The 18259-nt window shown below is 61.9% G+C and carries 14 protein-coding genes; 5 read left to right on the top strand and 9 right to left on the bottom strand.

Annotated features, from left to right (window positions below; translation table 11 throughout):
* Positions 1-52: 52 nt before the first annotated feature.
* A complete protein-coding gene (gene uvrA / locus N7422_RS18620) occupies positions 53-2887 on the bottom strand; it encodes an excinuclease ABC subunit UvrA (protein ID WP_279807930.1) in 2835 nt (944 codons plus the stop codon).
* Between the two features lie 129 nt (positions 2888-3016).
* On the opposite strand from uvrA, the gene N7422_RS18615 reads away from it, so the two are divergent.
* Both N7422_RS18615 and N7422_RS18610 read left to right on the top strand, forming a co-directional pair.
* Positions 3017-4411 (top strand): MFS transporter, encoded by a 1395-nt coding sequence (locus N7422_RS18615; protein ID WP_279807929.1) that lies wholly within the window; start codon positions 3017-3019, stop codon positions 4409-4411.
* Between the two features lie 9 nt (positions 4412-4420).
* Complete coding sequence (locus N7422_RS18610) at positions 4421-4966, top strand: single-stranded DNA-binding protein (RefSeq protein WP_279807928.1); 546 nt, start codon at positions 4421-4423, stop codon at positions 4964-4966.
* Between the two features lie 90 nt (positions 4967-5056).
* Here N7422_RS18610 and N7422_RS18605 read toward each other — a convergent pair whose 3' ends face one another.
* The 8 genes from N7422_RS18605 to N7422_RS18570 all read right to left on the bottom strand — a co-directional run bounded on the left by N7422_RS18605 (position 5057) and on the right by N7422_RS18570 (position 13192).
* A complete protein-coding gene (locus N7422_RS18605) occupies positions 5057-5539 on the bottom strand; it encodes a heme-binding protein (RefSeq protein ID WP_279807927.1) in 483 nt (160 codons plus the stop codon).
* A 130-nt stretch (positions 5540-5669) separates the two neighbouring features.
* On the bottom strand, positions 5670-7019 hold the full coding sequence (locus N7422_RS18600) for a TolC family outer membrane protein (protein WP_279807926.1): 1350 nt from the start codon (positions 7017-7019) through the stop codon (positions 5670-5672).
* Complete coding sequence (locus N7422_RS18595) at positions 7019-9106, bottom strand: peptidase domain-containing ABC transporter (protein ID WP_279807925.1); 2088 nt, start codon at positions 9104-9106, stop codon at positions 7019-7021. The genes N7422_RS18600 and N7422_RS18595 overlap by 1 nt, the downstream gene beginning before the upstream one ends.
* Before the next feature lie 37 nt (positions 9107-9143).
* Positions 9144-10124 carry a cupin domain-containing protein gene (locus N7422_RS18590; RefSeq protein WP_347815271.1) on the bottom strand — a complete coding sequence of 327 codons (981 nt, stop codon included), beginning with the start codon at positions 10122-10124 and terminating at the stop codon, positions 9144-9146.
* Positions 10125-10634: 510 nt separating this feature from the next.
* Positions 10635-11039 carry a hypothetical protein gene (locus tag N7422_RS18585; protein WP_279807923.1) on the bottom strand — a complete coding sequence of 135 codons (405 nt, stop codon included), beginning with the start codon at positions 11037-11039 and terminating at the stop codon, positions 10635-10637.
* Between the two features lie 269 nt (positions 11040-11308).
* Entirely contained in the window at positions 11309-11620 is a 312-nt protein-coding gene (locus tag N7422_RS18580) for a hypothetical protein (RefSeq protein WP_279807922.1), read from the bottom strand.
* A gap of 143 nt (positions 11621-11763) precedes the next feature.
* A complete protein-coding gene (locus N7422_RS18575; RefSeq protein WP_279807921.1) occupies positions 11764-11967 on the bottom strand; it encodes a LuxR C-terminal-related transcriptional regulator in 204 nt (67 codons plus the stop codon).
* Positions 11968-12010: 43 nt separating this feature from the next.
* The gene (locus N7422_RS18570; RefSeq protein ID WP_279807920.1) at positions 12011-13192 is read right to left on the bottom strand and encodes an HlyD family efflux transporter periplasmic adaptor subunit; all 1182 of its coding nucleotides are present in this window, start codon (positions 13190-13192) and stop codon (positions 12011-12013) included.
* A gap of 391 nt (positions 13193-13583) precedes the next feature.
* Here N7422_RS18570 and fdnG point away from each other — a divergent pair, with 391 nt between their 5' ends.
* Genes fdnG through N7422_RS18555 form a run of 3 tightly spaced genes read left to right on the top strand, consistent with a single transcriptional unit; the run spans position 13584 to position 18255 of the window.
* Positions 13584-16652, top strand: a complete 3069-nt coding sequence (fdnG, locus tag N7422_RS18565; RefSeq protein WP_279807919.1) for a formate dehydrogenase-N subunit alpha — start codon at positions 13584-13586, stop codon at positions 16650-16652.
* Positions 16652-17602, top strand: coding sequence for a formate dehydrogenase subunit beta (fdxH, locus tag N7422_RS18560; RefSeq protein WP_279807918.1), 951 nt, complete (start codon positions 16652-16654; stop codon positions 17600-17602). The genes fdnG and fdxH overlap by 1 nt, the downstream gene beginning before the upstream one ends.
* Positions 17599-18255: a formate dehydrogenase subunit gamma gene (locus tag N7422_RS18555; RefSeq protein ID WP_279807917.1), complete on the top strand. Its 657-nt coding sequence runs from the start codon at positions 17599-17601 to the stop codon at positions 18253-18255. Before fdxH ends, N7422_RS18555 begins: the two co-directional genes overlap by 4 nt.
* The last annotated feature ends 4 nt before the right edge of the window (positions 18256-18259 follow it).

The raw sequence follows: 18259 nt of genomic DNA, 5'->3' as shown, positions 1-18259 counted from the left end.
AGCCCTTTCGCGGCACAAGGCCGCGAAAGGGGCGCAAAGCGCCCCCATCGCTTTATGCCCGGTCGCGCTCCAGCAGCGGCTTGAGGTAATGCCCGGTATAGGACTGCTTCTTCTCAGCCAGCTCTTCCGGCGTGCCGCAGGCAATGATTTGCCCACCCTTGGAGCCACCTTCCGGCCCCAGATCCACCAGCCAGTCGGCGGTCTTGATCACATCCAGGTTGTGCTCGATCACCACCACGGTATTGCCGTGGTCACGCAGGCGGTGCAGCACGTCCAGCAGTTGCTGGATATCGGCGAAGTGCAGGCCGGTGGTCGGCTCGTCGAGGATGTACAGGGTCTTGCCGGTATCGCGCTTGGACAGCTCGCGTGACAGCTTGACCCGCTGCGCTTCGCCACCCGACAGCGTCGTGGCCGATTGCCCCAGCTTGATGTACGAAAGCCCCACGTCCATCAAGGTCTGCAGCTTGCGGGCAAGTGCCGGGACCGCGTCGAAGAACTCACGGGCATCCTCGATGGTCATTTCCAGCACCTCGTGGATGTTCTTGCCCTTGTACTTGATCTCCAGGGTCTCGCGGTTGTAGCGCTTGCTCTTGCACACATCGCACGGCACATAGATGTCCGGCAGGAAGTGCATCTCCACCTTGATCAGGCCGTCGCCCTGGCAGGCCTCGCAGCGCCCCCCCTTGACGTTGAACGAGAAGCGCCCGGGGCCATAGCCACGCGAGCGGGATTCCGGGACGCCGGCGAACAGTTCACGGATCGGTGTGAAGATGCCGGTATAGGTCGCCGGGTTGGAGCGGGGCGTACGCCCGATCGGGCTCTGGTCGATGTCGACCACCTTGTCCAGATGCTGCAGGCCATCGATGCTGGCATGGGCGGCCGGCTCCAGGCTGCTCGCGCCATTGAGCGCGGTGGCGGCCAGGGGGTACAGGGTGTTGTTGATCAGTGTCGACTTGCCTGAGCCGGACACGCCGGTCACGCAGGTCAGCAAGCCGATCGGCACCTCCAGGTCGACGTTCTGCAGGTTGTTGCCACGGGCGCCCTTGAGCTTGAGCGAGAGCTTCTTGTTGCGGGGCGTGCGCTTGGCCGGCACGACGATCTTCTTGCGCCCCGACAGGTATTTGCCGGTCAACGAGTCGGGGTGCGCCATCACTTCCTCGGGCGAACCCTCGGCGACGATCTGCCCGCCGTGCACGCCCGCGCCCGGTCCGATGTCCACCACATAGTCGGCCAGGCGGATGGCGTCTTCGTCATGCTCGACGACGATCACCGTGTTGCCCAGGTCGCGCAGGTGGTTGAGGGTGGCCAGCAGGCGGTCGTTGTCCCGCTGGTGAAGGCCGATGGACGGCTCGTCGAGGATGTACATCACCCCTACAAGGCCGGCGCCGATCTGGCTGGCCAGGCGAATGCGCTGGGCCTCGCCGCCGGAGAGCGTCTCGGCGCTGCGGTCCAGGGTCAGGTAGTCGAGGCCGACGTTGACCAGGAACTGCAGGCGCTCGCAGATCTCCTTGAGGATCTTCGCGGCGATCTCGCCGCGGCGGCCGGTCAGGGTCAGGTCGCTGAAATAATCGCTGGCCTCGCCGATCGGCAGGTTGGTCACCGCCGGCAGGGTCTTTTCACCGACCCAGACATGGCGCGCCTCGCGGCGCAGGCGAGTGCCACGGCAGTCCGGGCAGGGCTGGGTGCCGAGGAACTTGGCCAGCTCTTCGCGCACGGTCGCCGACTCGGTCTCGCGGTAACGGCGCTCGAGGTTGGGCACGATGCCCTCGAACGGGTGCGAGCGCTTGACGATGTCGCCACGGTCATTGAGGTACTTGAAGTCGACGCTCTGCTTGCCGCTGCCGTGCAGGATCACCTTCTGGTGATCCGCCGAGAGCTGGGCGAACGGCTCCTCGAGGCTGAACCCGTAATGTGCCGCCAGCGAGCCGAGCATCTGGAAGTAGTAGACGTTGCGCCGGTCCCAGCCGCGGATCGCCCCCTCGGCCAGGGTCAGCTCGCTGTTGACCAGGCGCTTGGTGTCGAAGAACTGCTTCACCCCCAGGCCATCGCAGGTCGGGCAGGCGCCGGCCGGGTTGTTGAAGGAGAACAGCTTGGGCTCCAGTTCGCTGATCGCATGGCCGCAGATCGGGCAGGCGAAACGCGCGGAGAAGATCATCTCTTCGCCTTCTTCGTCATCCATCGGCGCGACCAGGGCGATGCCGTCGGCCAGCTTGAGCGCGGTCTCGAACGATTCCGCCAGACGCTGCTGCAGGTCGGCGCGCACCTTGAAGCGGTCCACCACCACGTCGATGCTGTGCTTCTTCTGCTTGTCGAGCTTGGGCAGCTCGTCCAGCTCGTAGAGCTTGCCGTTGACCCGGGCGCGGACGAAGCCCTGGGCGCGCAGTTCGTCGAACACCGCCAGGTGCTCGCCCTTGCGTTCGCGGATCACCGGGGCCAGCAGCATCAGCTTGCTGCCCTCGGGTTTTTCCAGCACCAGGTCGACCATCTGGCTGATCGTTTGCGCCTCCAGCGGGATATCGTGATCCGGGCAGCGTGGGGTGCCGACGCGGGCGTAGAGCAGGCGCAGGTAGTCGTAGATCTCGGTGATGGTGCCCACGGTCGAACGCGGGTTGTGCGAGGTCGATTTCTGCTCGATGGAAATGGCCGGCGACAGGCCTTCGATGGTGTCGACGTCGGGCTTTTCCATCATCGACAGGAACTGCCGGGCATAGGCCGACAGCGATTCAACATAGCGACGCTGACCCTCGGCGTACAGCGTGTCGAACGCCAGCGAGGACTTGCCGGATCCGGACAGGCCGGTGATCACGATCAGCTTGTCCCGAGGCAGGGTCAGGTCGATGTTCTTCAGGTTGTGGGTACGTGCCCCACGGATCAGGATCTTGTCCACTACGGCCTCGCTCGGCGGGCATAAACAAAGGAGTATACGGCGCGCCGCCAGTACGCGGCAAAGCGTCGCGTATATGCCGGCAAGGCGTCGGACTGATAGAATCGCCGCCGGTTCACACGAGGTTAATCCATGCACGACACCCACAACGAACGCATGAGCGGCAGCGAAACCCGCGCCGCGAGCGGCCTGGCCCTGGTCTTTGCCTTTCGTATGCTGGGCATGTTCATGGTACTGCCGGTGCTGGCCACCTACGGCATGGACCTGGCGGGCGCCACGCCGGCACTGATCGGCCTGGCCATCGGCGCCTACGGCCTGACGCAAGCCGTGCTGCAGATTCCGTTCGGGGTGATTTCCGACCGCATCGGCCGTCGCCCGGTGATCTACCTGGGACTGGTCATCTTTGCCCTGGGCAGCGTGCTGGCGGCCCAGGCCGACTCGATCTGGGGCGTGATCGCGGGGCGCATCCTGCAGGGCGCCGGAGCGATTTCCGCAGCGGTCATGGCGCTGCTCTCCGACCTGACCCGCGAACAGCATCGCACCAAGGCCATGGCCATGATCGGCATGAGCATCGGCCTGTCGTTCGCCGTGGCGATGGTGGTTGGGCCGCTGCTGACCCGCGCCTTTGGCTTGTCAGGATTGTTCCTCGCCACCGCAGGACTTGCCCTGGTCGGCATTGGCCTGATCGCCTTCGTCGTGCCCAACTCGCACAGCGTGCTGACACATCGAGAGTCCGGTGTTGCCCGTCAAGCCCTCGGCCCGACCCTGCGCAATCCGGACCTTCTGCGCCTGGACATCAGCATTTTCGTGCTGCACGCCATCCTGATGGCCAGCTTCGTCGCGCTGCCCCTGGCCTTCGTCGAGCGCGGCGGGCTGCCCAAGGAGGAGCACTGGTGGGTGTACCTGACCGCGCTGCTGGTTTCATTTTTTGCAATGATCCCCTTCATCATTTATGGAGAGAAGAAGCGCAAGATGAAACGCGTGTTGCTCGGCGCGGTCAGTGTTCTGCTGCTGGTGGAGGTGTTCTTCTGGCAGTGGGCTGACAACTTGCACGGACTGGTGATCGGCACCGTGGTATTCTTTACCGCATTCAACCTGCTGGAGGCATCCTTGCCTTCGCTGGTCAGCAAGGTGTCGCCTGCCGGTGGCAAGGGGACGGCGATGGGGGTGTATTCCACCAGCCAGTTCCTCGGTGCCGCGCTGGGAGGCATCCTCGGTGGCTGGTTGTTCCAGCACGGTGGCTTGAGCATGGTGTTCCTGGGGTGTGCCGTGTTGTGCGTCCTGTGGTTGCTCACCGCGTTGCGCATGAACGAGCCACCCTACGTGACCAGCCTGCGCATGCCGCTGACGCCGGAAGCGGTCCGGGAAGCCGGACTGACCGAGCGCCTGATGGCCGTGCCGGGTGTGACCGACGCTGTGGTGGTGGCAGACGAAGCCGCCATCTATATCAAACTGGATACGAAAATTTTGGACCGTGCGACCCTCGAGCGACTGGTGAACCCAGCCTCTTCGGCGTGCGAAGCCTAGGAGAACGTTATGGCCCGTGGGGTTAACAAAGTCATTCTGGTCGGCACCTGCGGTCAGGATCCCGAAGTCCGCTACCTACCCAACGGTAACGCCGTGACCAACCTGAGCCTGGCCACCAGCGAGCAGTGGACCGACAAGCAGTCCGGCCAGAAGGTCGAGCGCACCGAGTGGCACCGCGTCTCGCTGTTCGGCAAGGTCGCCGAGATCGCCGGTGAATACCTGCGTAAAGGTTCGCAGTGCTACATCGAGGGCAAGCTGCAGACCCGTGAGTGGGAAAAGGACGGCATCAAGCGCTACACCACCGAGATCATCGTTGACATTAACGGCACCATGCAGCTGCTCGGCGGTCGTCCGCAGGGCCAGCAGCAGGGCGGCGACCCGTACAACCAGGGTGGCGGCAACTACAACCAGGGCGGCCAGCAGCAGTACAACCAGCAGGCCCCACGTCAGCAGGCTCCGCGCCCGCAGCAGGCCCCGCAGCGCCCGGCCGCGCAACAGCCGGCTCCGCAGCCAGCCGCTGATTTCGACAGCTTCGACGACGATATTCCGTTCTAAGTTCGAGCCGTACGGGTTGCCAGAAACCCCTGAAACGCAAGTTTCAGGGGTTTTTTATTGAGCCCGCCAGGACGTTGGCGCAGCTGCTGATCAGCTTGCGTCGAGCGCGGCCTGGGCGAACTGGGCGTCCAACTCCGGTGTCGCACCACTGATACCGATACCGCCGATATGCGCACCCTTGGCATCCATGATCGGCAAGCCGCCCTCCAGCAATAGAAAGCCTGGTAGTGAGGCATAGGGATTGGCGGGTAACGCGGCGCTTCGTTCGCCCAGCGAACGAGAGGAGGCCGGAAAGCGCGCCGATGTCGAGGCCTTGAGTTGCGCGACTTGTACGCTGCCGCTGCTGGTGCCGTCCATGCGATGGAAGTGCTTCAGGTTGCCGTGATTGTCGACGATGGCATGCCCGTGGGCCAGAGCTGCCTGCTCGGCGGCGGTAGCCATGCGCCGCGCTTGCTCGGCGCTGAGGTGCGCAGTGGCTCGGTGGTCGTCGCTGTTGGCTGGAGCGGGTGCCGTAGCCTGGGCCAGTTGCGGTGCGCAGAGGCAGAGAACGATCAGAAACTGCTTCATGGTCATGGTGGTTTATCCCGCCCCGGTGGAACAGGAAACCTAGCAAGCCAGTATAGGGAGGCTGTGTAGTTCATTTCCTAAAATGATGTCGGCCTACACAACCGCCTTTGTCATGATCCTTGTTCTGACCCTGTATTCATGGGCGTATCGCTTCAGCGTTCAGGTGCTGCTCGGAGTAGGCAAGCAGCCCGTTGACCGCATGCAGGTCTTTTTCCATCAGTCCACCCACGGCGGCCTTCAAGCGTAGTTGGGCGAGCAGTATGGCGTAGCGCACTCGAGCCAGTCGTTGCGTCACCTCGGTGAGCCGCCCTTGGGCGTCCAGCACGTCTCGGCTGACACGCACGCCTACTTGGTATCCCAGGCGATTGGCTTCCAGGGCGGTCGTGGCGGAAGACTTCGCGGTCCCCAGAGACCGTGCCTGCGCCTGGCCATCACGTATCTCCAACCAGGCTTCATGGACTTGAAGTTGCGCGATGCGCATGGCGTCCTCGTGCAGGGCCTCGCTTTGCGCTCGCAAGGCCTGTGCTTGGCGTACCGCCGAGGTAGCGCGTCCACCACCGTACAGCGGTAGCTGAAAGCGCAGGCTGATGCTGGACAGGTCGCTGCGTTCATTGCCCATGCTGGGCTGCTGCTGGATACCTCGGTTCGCTACCAGGTCGAGCGTTGGCAGATGCTCGGCATTGCGACTGCGAACTTCGTTCTGCGCGATTGCCAGGCGCAGCGCCTGCACCTGGACTGCATAGGCATCCTGTCGCGCCGATGCCAGCCAGAAAGCGATGTCGGCTGGCGCTGGTGCGGGGAATTGCACGCCTTCACGTAGGTCGCGCAAGACGCCGGGCGATCGACCGGTCATGCTCGCCAATGCATGCCGCGCCTTTTCGACCTGGCTGATGGCCGCAATCAACGCTGCCTTAGTCTGCTCGGCGCTGGCTTGTGCGTCATGCATATCGGTGATGCTGGCATTGCCAAGTTCGAAATGCTTGCGAGCGCTGGCCAGGAGCTGAACACCAGCAGTTTGCTGCTGGCGCAAGGCATGCACCTGCGCCTCTGTGCCGAGCACTTCGAAGTAGGCCTCGGCGACCCGCAGGAGCAAGGCTTGGCGCGCCTCGTGAAAGCGACAGGTGGCCAGGGCCGCTTGCTGGGTGCCTTGCTGGTACTGGACCCAATGCTTCCAGCGAAACAGTGGCTGGACCAATTGAATGCTGAGTGTCTGGTTCCGGCGGCTATCGCTCATCGCCTCGTGTTCGAGTTGGTACTGGGTACGCGTCCACGCCTGCTGCGCCTGCAAAGACAGCTCTGGCCACAGGCCTGCACGGGCCTGGACTTCGGACTCCTGGCCCGCCAGGTGCTCGGCGTTGGCCGCAGACCATTGTGGGTCGTGTAGCAAAGCGGCCCGATAAGCGCTGACCAGGTCGTCCGCGGCGCAGGCCATCGCAGTCAGCAGCAGCACCAGAGCAAGGCCAAACCGATAGTCCAGGCAAGGCATCAAGCCAAGGCCTGCGTTGCTGCGTGCCGAGAATCCTCGACGATTGCGCCGTTTTGCAGGCGTATCACCCGATTTGCCAAGGCGATGGTTTCCTGGCGATGGGCGATGCTGATACGGGTCATGCGCAGCTGTTGCAGGGCCTTCGTTACCCACTGCTCGCCAAGCGGGTCCAGTTGGCTGGTGGCCTCGTCCAGGGCCAGGATCCTGGGTTGCTTGTACAGCGCTCTGGCCAACAGCAACCTTTGTCGTTGGCCGCCTGACAGGCCATTGCCCATTTCCGTCACCAGGGTCTGGTAGCCCATGGGCATCTGGTTGATTGTGTCGTGGATATGCGCCTGACGCGCGGCAGCCTCGATTTCGCCCTGATCGGCTTGAGGGTCGAAACAGGCGATGTTTTCCATGAGGGAGCCGGCCAGCAGGTGATCGTCCTGCATCACCGTGCCTATCAGGCTGCGCAGCCCTTCGACGCCCAGTTGGCGAACTGGAATGCCACCGACCCGAATCTCGCCATCGGTAGGTTGCAGCAGGCCGAGCATCAGTTTGAACAGCGTCGACTTGCCGCAACCCGACTCCCCGACGATCACGACCGCTTCGCCAGCAGCAATGGTCAGTGACAGGTTGCGGATGATCCAGGGTTCCCCTTCGGCATAGCGAAAAGAAACGTCCCTGAATTCGACACTGGGCACGATGCGGCGCACATCGGTTTCCAGTTGGGCGCTTGGCTCGATGGGCTCCAGCGCGATATCGGCCAAACGCTCGGCATGCAACGACAGCATGCTGATTTCGATGCCCAGGTCGATCAGTTTGCTGGCGCGCCCGGTGAACTGGCTCTTGTAGGCCAGAAAAGCCAGCAGCATACCCAGCGACAGGTCTGCGTCGAGGACGGCCATGCCGCCGACATACAGCAGCAACATGCCTTCGATGCCGAAGACCAGGGTATTGAGGCTGGCGAACAACAGCAGCATCTTCTGCGTGGCGAGGTCGCGGTTCTGCACATCGGCCAGCATGTTTTGCCAGCAGGCCAGGCGCGCCGAGGTCATGTTGAACAGCTTGATCGGCATGGCCGTGCGGATCGTTTCGAGGAAGTATGAGTTTTCCCGTGCGCTCAGCACGATTCGTTCCTCTGAAGCACCGCGCAAGGGATGGTAGAACGCCAGGCGCAACAACGCGTAGAGCAGCACCGCGCTGCCTACGATGCAGGTCAGCAGAGGGCTGTACAGCAGCATCATGGCCACGGTGATGACGGTGACCAGGCCATCCAGCAGCACGCTCACCGCGCCATTGGTCAACACGTTGCGGATGGCGGACAGCGACTGGAAGCGTGCGCTGATGTCGCCTAGCTGGCGCCGTTCAAAAAAAGACCAGGGCAGTTGCAGCAAGTGGCTGCACAGATTGCCCGACCATTGCAGGGCCAGTTGCTGGTTGAGGCGCAGGTTCATCCAACCACGGCCCATGCGCAGGGCAAAGTCCACCAGCATCAGCATGCAGCCGCCCAGCACTGCCAATAGCAGCAGGTGCCGGTCCGCCGACACCAGTGCGCCATCGACCACCCACTGGGTTACCTGGGGTGAGAGCAGGGCCACCATTTCCATGGCGAGCGCCAGTACCAGGATGTTGCCCAGCGCTCGCTTGAGCCCTTGTATCCGTCCGGTCAAGGCGCTCAAGCGTATGCGAGGCTTGTGCCGAGCGGGCGTGAATTCGGTATTGGGCGAGAGCTCCAGGGCGACACCCGTGAAGTGCCGGGATGCTTCCTCCAGCGAGACCCGCTGGCGCCCGTGGGCGGGGTCGAGGAGCACCAGGCGATTGGCCTGGCATTTCTCCAGCACCACGAAATGGTTGAGTTTCCAGTGCAGGATGCAGGGCAGGCGCAGTTGGCGGATCTCGTCGAGCTCCAGGCGCACTGGCCGGCAGGTGAACGCCAATTGCTGGGCATGGCGGATCAGTTGCGCCAGGCTGGTGCCCTTGCTCGAAATGGCGAAGCGCCGACGCAGTGTCGCCAGGTCCAGGTGCAGGCCGTGCGCGGCGGCGATCATCACCAGGCAGGCCAGGGCGCATTCATGGCTTTCGGCCTGCAAGGTCACGCGCATGGCTTGTGTCCTTCGATCAAAGCTGTCGACTGGGTGTTCACGCGCGAACCAACTCCAGAATGTCCTGACGGCACAGGTCGTGGAGCAGCACGCGTAGTTTGGCTGGGTCCATTTCGGCCAGCCCGTTTGCCAAGTGGTCCAGGCGAACACCAGGGGCTTGCTCGATACAGCGCACCACGTGCAGCGCCGACTCATCCAGGTTGATCCGGGCGCCATTGGCGATCAGTTGGCCGTGCTCGAGCGATGCCGTGCTGTTGGCGGCCAGGCGCAACCGGGTGTCCTCTGGCAGCTGTGTGATGCTTGGGTTGCCGAACAAATCGATGGCCAGAGGCGTCTCGATGCGCTGGGCGATGGCGAACGCTTCCATGAATGTCTGGTACTGACCTGCGTCAGTGAGACGCTCGGCCAGTTGCGCGGCGAGTGATGCGAGGTTCTCGCGGTCCTGCTCGAAGGTGGTCATCGCCTGTCGCGCGGCCAGCAGCTCGGGTAGTTTTTGCATGGTCCAGTGCACATAGTCCAAGGCATTGGCCGGGAAGGTGCCAATGGAGAGGTGGAAGGTTTCTTCCTCGAACGGCAGCGGGTTGTGCCACCAGCCACGGGGCAGGTAGAGCATGTCGCCTGGCTCGAGTATCAGGTCCATGTACGGCTCGCTCGGGCAGGGGTAGTCCTGCTCCAGGTCCTTGCTCTGCTGCATGAACAAAGGTTCGGCGAAGCTGGGTGGGTAGATGATCCAGCGTTTTCGGCCAATCAGTTGGATGGCGAAGATATCGCGGGTGTCCCAATGGGTCTGGAACGATGCCTGGCGGCCAAAGGCCGCATACACGCTGCAGACGGTTTGTCGGCCGGTGAACTGCGCCACCTGGCGGGCCAGGGCGTGGATCTTGGGTTCGTTGACGAGCTTGTTGGCAATCAGGGTGGCGCCATTTTTCATGCGTTCATAGAGCGCCGGCTTGATCAACCGGTGCCTGACCATGCCGACGTCGTAGAAGGTTTCGATGTACTCCTGCTTGGGGACCAAGCCGTTGTGGAGAATCTTGAAGTCATCTGTATCAATAGACGCTCGCTCGATGATCTCATTGGCGTCGGGCCAGGAAAAAGATAACGGTGTGCGAATGGCGTTACTGATTAAGAGTGGCGATTTACCTTGGTGAAGACTAGTGAAGTCGTGCTTCGTGATTTTGAAGTCAATAATCATGGTCGTCGGTATAAAAGGTATGTTGAGATCGGTGTTTGGAGTGTTAATTGTGTGTGAGTGAGGCGTGATCTAGTTTTTTAGGCATAGGTAATTTATCAACTGATGCGACCATCTGTTGGAGAGGTAAGCTGATAGGAAGGTTGAAGGGAATAATAGTAGGAATAGCTCGAGTGATTTTGATGTGCGCTAGTCGAACATAAAAATTAGTATCTTGAAGATTGGTACTCCGGCCAGCATTAAGAGTGATGATGAGAAAAATTGTACGACGCCAACACAAGTCATATTTGATTTCTCTGAGTAAGAATGGGTTTTATGTTCGTATGGGGGCGTCACTCAACGGTTGTAGTTGGTTTCAGCAGCATCCAGCCCACGGTTTGTCACTCCGCCCATCATTCCCCAATAAAAACTAATTTCTCCGACCCCTATGGAAACTGTGGCGCTGGCATAGGCTCCAGTAGGTTCGACAATGATTCGATTGGCTGGATTGCCCGGGAGGGGATGTATTTCTGCTTTTAGCGAGATGAAGGTTGTTTTAAGTTTCTGTAGTTGGTTTGTTAGTCCGAGTAGGGAGCCTAAAGTTTGTGAATAGGTGTTTGTGATATGGGCAGCAATTATGGCGGGCGCTCCGGTGATCAATGAAAATTCTAGAGGTTCTGGAGTTCTTGGTTTAAAAGTTGGAAAAGGTATTTTTATTAGGCCTACTGTAAGGCTGAGTCTGATCGCTTCAAGGGGCTCCATGTCTATGATTCGATTATGCCTAAGGCGATGGCCAGTGTGCGTGACAATTTATCGGCGATGTGGAGCGCTGTTAATGTGGATAAGGTGATGGCGAATGGAAGATATAATGGGTCTGATATGTTTCTCTTGAAGTATAAAAGTATGTGCTTTGCTGCAAGTAGGATTGTCAGGCTTGCGCCTATCGTGAGTGCAAATTTTAATGCGCCTAAGGCATCCATATTTTAATTGTCCATAGCTGATGGCGCGCATTGAAATTGTGGTTTTTACGGCTATCGGTTGTAGTTAGTCCCGGCGGCATTCATCCAATTACTCATCATTCCGCCTGCCATACCGCTATAAAAACTGACCTGTGTGCCTGCGATAGCTCCGGCTGCAACGGCTTGCGCACCCGCAGGGCCTGCTATGAAGCCGCTGATGGCACCTGCCGCTACAGTCGTTGCGAAACCATTCATTGAGCCTTCACCTGTCATGCTTTGGTACCCGATGTAGCCGGCCCCGGCGATGGCTGCATTGACAACAGCTCCGGGGACACCGTACCCGCCTGCGATCAGCTCGAGCTCTTCGATTAGTAAATCCTTCATAGCGTGCCTCCTGAAATATGGGGTAGTAGGTAGTTGTTTACCTTCGGTTGAATCGCTTGGTGTAAATCTAATTTGAGTCTAAATTTTTATGTTTGGCTTTCGGAACGGGTTGAGCTGTAATGCTGCACTCGTTTGATGCACCTTCATATCCGACAGGTGTCGTGGTGGCCTGATAATTGCGCTGCCATCAATGTCGCGCGAGAGCGCGTGCAGTGTTTCCGAAGCAACGATGACACATGGTCGCGCACCGTGTAATCGCTGATCTGTAAGTCAAGCGCGATCTGCTTGTTGGTCTTGCCGAGCAACAGTAGTCGCAGTACGTCCGACTCGCGTGGCGTCAAGTTCATCGTTCCCTCGTTATAGGTTATGCATCGCCTTCGTCGGCAATGTTCAATCCCGCAACCGTCCGGTTATCGAATACAAGGGCTCCAGCGCCCATTCATACAGTCGCCGTCGGTCCTGGACGACATCCGCTTCCAGCAACATGCCCGTTTGTAGTGGTTGGTCATGTCCATAGACCTTGATGCTGTTCGATTCGAGCGCCACCGTGACGCCATAGAACAGTTCTACTGGCCCGCCCTGACCTTGCAGCGATGGGGCGATATGCGGTGGCAGTTCCTGGGCGGCATAAGGGCTTTTGGTGATACTCAGCACATGGCCATGGACCATGCCGAATTTCTGGTAGGGATACGCGGCGTAGCGCATCAGCACCCGCTGCCCAGGTTCGATAAACCCGGCCTGACGGGATGCTGCATACAAGTGGGCGTTCAAGTTCGACCCCGCCGGCAGCAGGCTGGCAAGCACCGTGCCCGCGCTGACTTGCTGGCCGACTTGCACGTTCAAGCCGGTTACGGTCCCTGCATGGGGCGCCACGACCCTTGTTTCGCTGCGCGCCCCGTTTTCCGCTTGCTCTTGCTTGATCTGGGCAATGGCACCCTCCACGTCGCTCGTCTCGTCGCGGTGGCGCAGGGCCGCTTCCTGTTGTTGGGCCAGCAACCCCGTGCGTTCGCGCTCCAGGCTGGTCCGTGCCCGGTGGCTGGCCTGGCGCTGACCCTGGAGGGACAGCAGTTCACTCTCAGCGATCTGTAACTGGACTGCGGCGATGAAGCCGGCCGCCGCCAGCTGTTGCTGACGGTCCAGATGCGCCTGCGCCAGTTGCACCCGTCGTTTCAGGAGGCGGTGCTCTTCGCTGAACTGGCGAAGCTCGTGGCCGATGGTGGTGAGACGGCTGTCGAGCATCCGCTGTTGCCCGGCCAAGCGTTCGTCGGCCTGGACCTGGCGCCTCGCCAGTACCTCCAGGCGCTTTTGCAACTGGTCGGCGATCAGTACCTGCGTGTCACCCAGCCCTGATTGGCGTTCCTCGGAGATCACGGCTAGCACGTCGCCTTGGTCGACCTGCTGGCCCTCGACGGCGAGAACTTCAGTGAGGCGCCCGGCTGCCGGCGCGCTCAGGCGCAACATGCCCTGCTCGGGCATCAGCAGGCCGTGTAGCGTGGCCTTGCGTGTGTAGCTGGCGAAGTAGCCGAACGCGATGGTCAGGATGACCAGAAGAGCGGCCAGCAGGGCAAGCAACCGATAGCTCAAGGGTTGATCGACAAGGACATTGCCGAGGCGTTGTTCCTGGGCTGCGCAAACGGCTTCTGGTCGGAACAGGGGGCGCGTGGGCAATGGCGGGGAGGGCATCGGTTGGCGGTGTCTGGGTATGTAGGGTCGGCAGAAGGAAAGTAGCGCCTGCGCCTGGGCGTCGATACCGTCCAACACACCTGAGACAGGTAGGAAGGCTCTTGTTGACCCGTGGTTCTCAGGGGAACCACGGCACTCACCCTAAGCATGACCCATGTCATCGCACTTCCACGATTCTTGACTAGTCTTAACAGTTGGCGGTGTCTGTCTACCGCCACCGTGAAGTCCCTGAGGCGCCGGCCAAGTCCCGCGCGCCCGAGAACCTGATCAGGAGTGCACGATGGATCTCAACCGTCGGCAATTCTTCAAGGTCGCCGCCGTCGGCCTTGGAGGCTCTAGCCTCGCGGCGTTGGGCATGGCCCCGACACCTGCGTTCGCCGAGCAGGTGCGTCACTTCAAGCTGACGCACACCAAAGAAACCCGTAACACCTGCCCTTACTGCTCGGTCGGCTGCGGCCTGATCATGTACAGCCAGGGTGACGCGGGCAAGAACGTCAAGCAGAACATCATCCATATCGAGGGCGACGCGGACCATCCGGTCAACCGCGGCACCCTGTGCCCGAAAGGTGCGGGCCTGCTGGACTTCATTCACAGCCCGAACCGCCTCAAGTACCCCGAGGTGCGCAAGCCGGGCAGCAACGAGTGGACCCGCATCGAGTGGGACGAGGCGCTCGATCGCATCGCCGACCTGATGAAAAAGGACCGCGATGCCAACTTCATCGAGAAGAACGCCCAGGGCCAGACGGTCAACCGCTGGCTGACCACGGGCTTTCTCGCCGCATCCGCCGCGTCCAGCGAGGCCGGTTACCTGACGCACAAGGTGATCCGTTCGCTGGGCATGCTGGGGTTCGACAACCAGGCGCGTGTCTGACACGGCCCGACGGTGGCAAGTCTTGCCCCGACGTATGGCCGTGGCGCGATGACCAATCACTGGTCCGATATCGCCAACGCAAACCTGGTCCTGGTGATGGGCGGCAACGCCGCTGAAGCGCACCCGTGCGGCTTCAAATGGGTGACCGAAGCCAAGGCGCACAACAAGGCGCGGCTGATCGTGGTCGACCCACGATTCACCCGTACCGCCTCCGTGGCCGATTACTACGCGCCGATTCGCACCGGCAGCGACATCGCCTTCATGGGCGGGTTGATCAACTACCTGCTGAGCAACGACAAGATTCAGCACGAGTACGTGCGCAACTACACCGACGTGTCGTTCATCGTCAAAGAGAACTATGGCTTCGAGGACGGGCTGTTCAGCGGCTACGACGCGGCCAAGCGCATCTATGCCGACAAGTCCGGCTGGGGCTACGAACTGGGCGAGGATGGCTACGCCAAGGTCGACCCGACCTTGCAGCACCCGCGTTGCGTCTACCAGCTGATGAAGCAGCACTACAGCCGCTACACGCCGGAGCTGGCGAGCATGACCTGTGGCATGCCGCAGGATCAGATGATGAAGGTCTGGGAAGAGATCGCCACCTGCTCGGTGCCGGGCAAGACCATGACCATCCTCTATGCCCTGGGCTGGACCCAGCACTCGATCGGCGCGCAGATCATCCGCAGTGCCGCCATGGTGCAGCTGTTGCTGGGCAACGTCGGCATGCCGGGTGGCGGAGTCAACGCCCTGCGCGGGCACTCCAATATCCAGGGGCTGACCGATCTGGGCCTGCTGTCGAACTCGCTGCCGGGCTACCTCACCCTGGCCGGTGACGCCGAGCAGGACTACGCCGCCTATATCGACAAGCGCGCCTCCAAGCCGCTGCGCCCCGGCCAGCTGTCGTACTGGCAGAACTACGGCAAGTTCCACGTCAGCCTGATGAAGGCTTGGTACGGCGCCAACGCCACGGCCGAGAACAACTGGGGCTATGACTGGCTGCCCAAGCTCGACGTGCCGGCCTACGACGTGCTGCGCATGTTCGAGATGATGAGCCAGGGCAAGGTCAACGGTTACATGTGCCAGGGCTTCAATCCGATCGCCGCGCTGCCGGACAAGAACCGCGTCACTGCCGCCCTGGCCAAGCTCAAGTGGCTGGTGATCATGGACCCGCTGGCCACCGAGACTTCCGAGTTCTGGCGCAACGCCGGCGCATTCAATGACGTCGACACGGCCAATATCCAGACCGAGGTGATTCGCCTGCCCACCACCTGCTTCGCCGAGGAGGACGGCTCGCTGGTCAACAGCAGCCGCTGGCTGCAGTGGCACTGGAAGGGCGCCGACGGTCCGGGCGAGACCCGTACCGACGTGCACATCATGAGCGAGCTGTTCCTGCGCCTGCGCCAACGTTACGAGAAGGAGGGCGGCGCCTATCCGGAGCCGATGCTCAACATCAGCTGGCCGTACAAGGTCCCTGAAGAGCCTTCCCCCGAGGAGCTGGCCAAGGAGATGAATGGCTGGGCGGTCAGCGACCTCACTGATGCCACCGGCGCCACGCTCAAGGCCGGCCAGCAGCTTGCCGGTTTCGCCCAGATGAAGGACGACGGCAGTACCGCGTCCGGCTGCTGGATCTTTGCCGGCAGCTGGACCGAGCAGGGCAACCAGATGGCCCGGCGTGACAACAGCGACCCGTACGGTATGCATCAGGTGCAGAACTGGGCCTGGGCCTGGCCGGCCAACCGCCGCATTCTCTACAACCGCGCCTCCAGCGATCCGCAAGGCAAGCCCTGGGACCCGCAGAAGAAGCGCCTGGTGTGGTGGAACGGCAAGGCCTGGACCGGCACCGACGTGCCGGACTTCAAGGTCGACTCGCCGCCGGAAGCCGGGATGAACCCGTTCATCATGAACCCCGAGGGGGTGGCGCGCTTCTTCGCCGTCGACAAGATGGCCGAGGGGCCGTTCCCCGAGCACTACGAGCCATTCGAGACGCCGATCGGCATCAACCCGCTGCATCCGCAGAACAAGAAGGCCACCAGCAACCCGGCCGGGCGCATCTTCGATTCGGTGTGGGAAACCCTCGGCACCCACGACGAGTTCCCCCATGCGGCGACGACGTACCGGCTGACCGAGCACTTCCACTTCTGGAGCAAGCATTGCCGCCTCAACGCCATCGCCCAGCCCGAGCAGTTCGTCGAGATCGGCGAGGTGCTGGCGAACGAGAAGGGCATCAAGGCCGGCGACCGGGTGCGGGTGTCGAGCAAGCGCGGGTACATCGACGCGGTGGCGGTGGTGACCAAGCGGATCCGTCCGCTGCAGGTCAACAACCAGACCGTGCACCAGATCGGCATCCCGTTGCACTGGGGCTTCACCGGGCTCACGCGACAGGGCTTCCTGACCAACACCCTGGTGCCGTTCCTCGGTGACGGCAACACGCAGACGCCGGAGTCCAAGTCGTTCCTCGTCAAAGTGGAGAAACTCTGATGGCCAGCCAAGACATCATCGCCCGCTCGGCCACCACCACCGTGCCGCCCTCGGTACGCCAGCAGCAGGAAGTCGCCAAGCTGATCGACACCACCAAGTGCATCGGCTGCAAGGCCTGCCAGGTGGCGTGCTCGGAGTGGAACGAACTGCGTGACGAGGTCGGCCACAACCACGGCACCTACGACAACCCCCAGGACCTCAGCGCCGAGAGCTGGACCCTGATGCGCTTCACCGAGCACGAGCGCGACGACGGCAACCTGGAGTGGCTGATCCGCAAGGACGGCTGCATGCACTGCGCCGACCCAGGTTGCCTGAAGGCCTGCCCGAGCCCGGGGGCGATCATCAAGCACGTCAACGGCATCGTCGACTTCAACCAGGACCACTGCATCGGCTGCGGCTACTGCATCACCGGCTGCCCGTTCAACATCCCGCGCATCTCGCAGAAGGACCACAAGGCGTACAAGTGCACCCTGTGTTCCGACCGCGTGGCCGTGGGCCTGGAGCCTGCCTGCGTGAAGACCTGCCCGACCGGGGCGATCGTCTTTGGCAGCAAGGAAGAGATGAAGGTGCATGCCGACGAGCGCATCGTCGATTTGAAGTCGCGCGGTTACGAGAACGCCGGGCTGTACGATCCGGACGGGGTCGGTGGCACCCATGTGATGTACGTGCTGCACCACGCCGACACGCCACGGATCTACGCCGGCCTGCCGGACGCACCTGTGATCAGCCCGCTGGTGGGGCTGTGGAAGGGCTTCACCAAGCCGCTGGCGCTGCTGGCCATGGGCGCGGCGGTGCTGGCCGGCTTCTTCCACTATGTTCGCGTCGGCCCGCAACGGGTCGAAGAGGACGAACACCCGGAGCCTGTGGATAACAGCGTGCACCAGGTCGACCCGGCGGTGCATGTCTATGACCCGAACCGCCCAGGCGGGCAGGGGGAGCAGCGGCCATGAACGACAACAAGCCTATCCTGCGCTACAACGCCAACGAGCGTACCAACCACTGGATCGTCGCGATCCTGTTCATCATGGCCGGGCTGTCGGGGCTGGCGCTGTTCCATCCCGCCCTGTTCTGGCTCACCCAGCTGTTCGGCGGCGGGCCCTGGACGCGCATCCTGCATCCGTTCATGGGGGTGGCGATGTTCGTGTTCTTCCTAGGCCTGGTGCTGCGCTTCTGGCGCGCCAACTTCATCACCGCCAACGATCGCCTGTGGCTGCGGCGCATCGACCGGGTGATGCTCAACAAGGAAGAGGGTGTGCCGCCGATCGGCAAGTACAACGCCGGACAGAAGCTGCTGTTCTGGACCCTGCTGGCGTGCATGCTGGTGCTGTTGCTCAGCGGCGTGGTGATCTGGCGTGCGTACTTCAGCCATTTCTTCGACATCGGCGCGATTCGCCTGGCCACCCTGGCCCATGCGCTGGCGGGATTCGTACTGATCCTCAGCATCATCGTGCACATCTACGCCGGGATCTGGATCAAGGGCTCCATCGGCGCCATGCTGCATGGTTGGGTCAGCCGCGCCTGGGCGCGCAAGCACCATGAACTGTGGTACCGGGACGTGACCGGCGACAAGCCGCGACAAAACCCCGGCCCAAAAGAAGGATGACCGT

The organism is Pseudomonas sp. GD04091 (genome assembly GCF_029836165.1).
Taxonomy (GTDB): domain Bacteria; phylum Pseudomonadota; class Gammaproteobacteria; order Pseudomonadales; family Pseudomonadaceae; genus Aquipseudomonas.
Note: the sequence above shows the minus strand (reverse complement) of the source record. Positions and strands in the feature narration are given on the sequence as shown.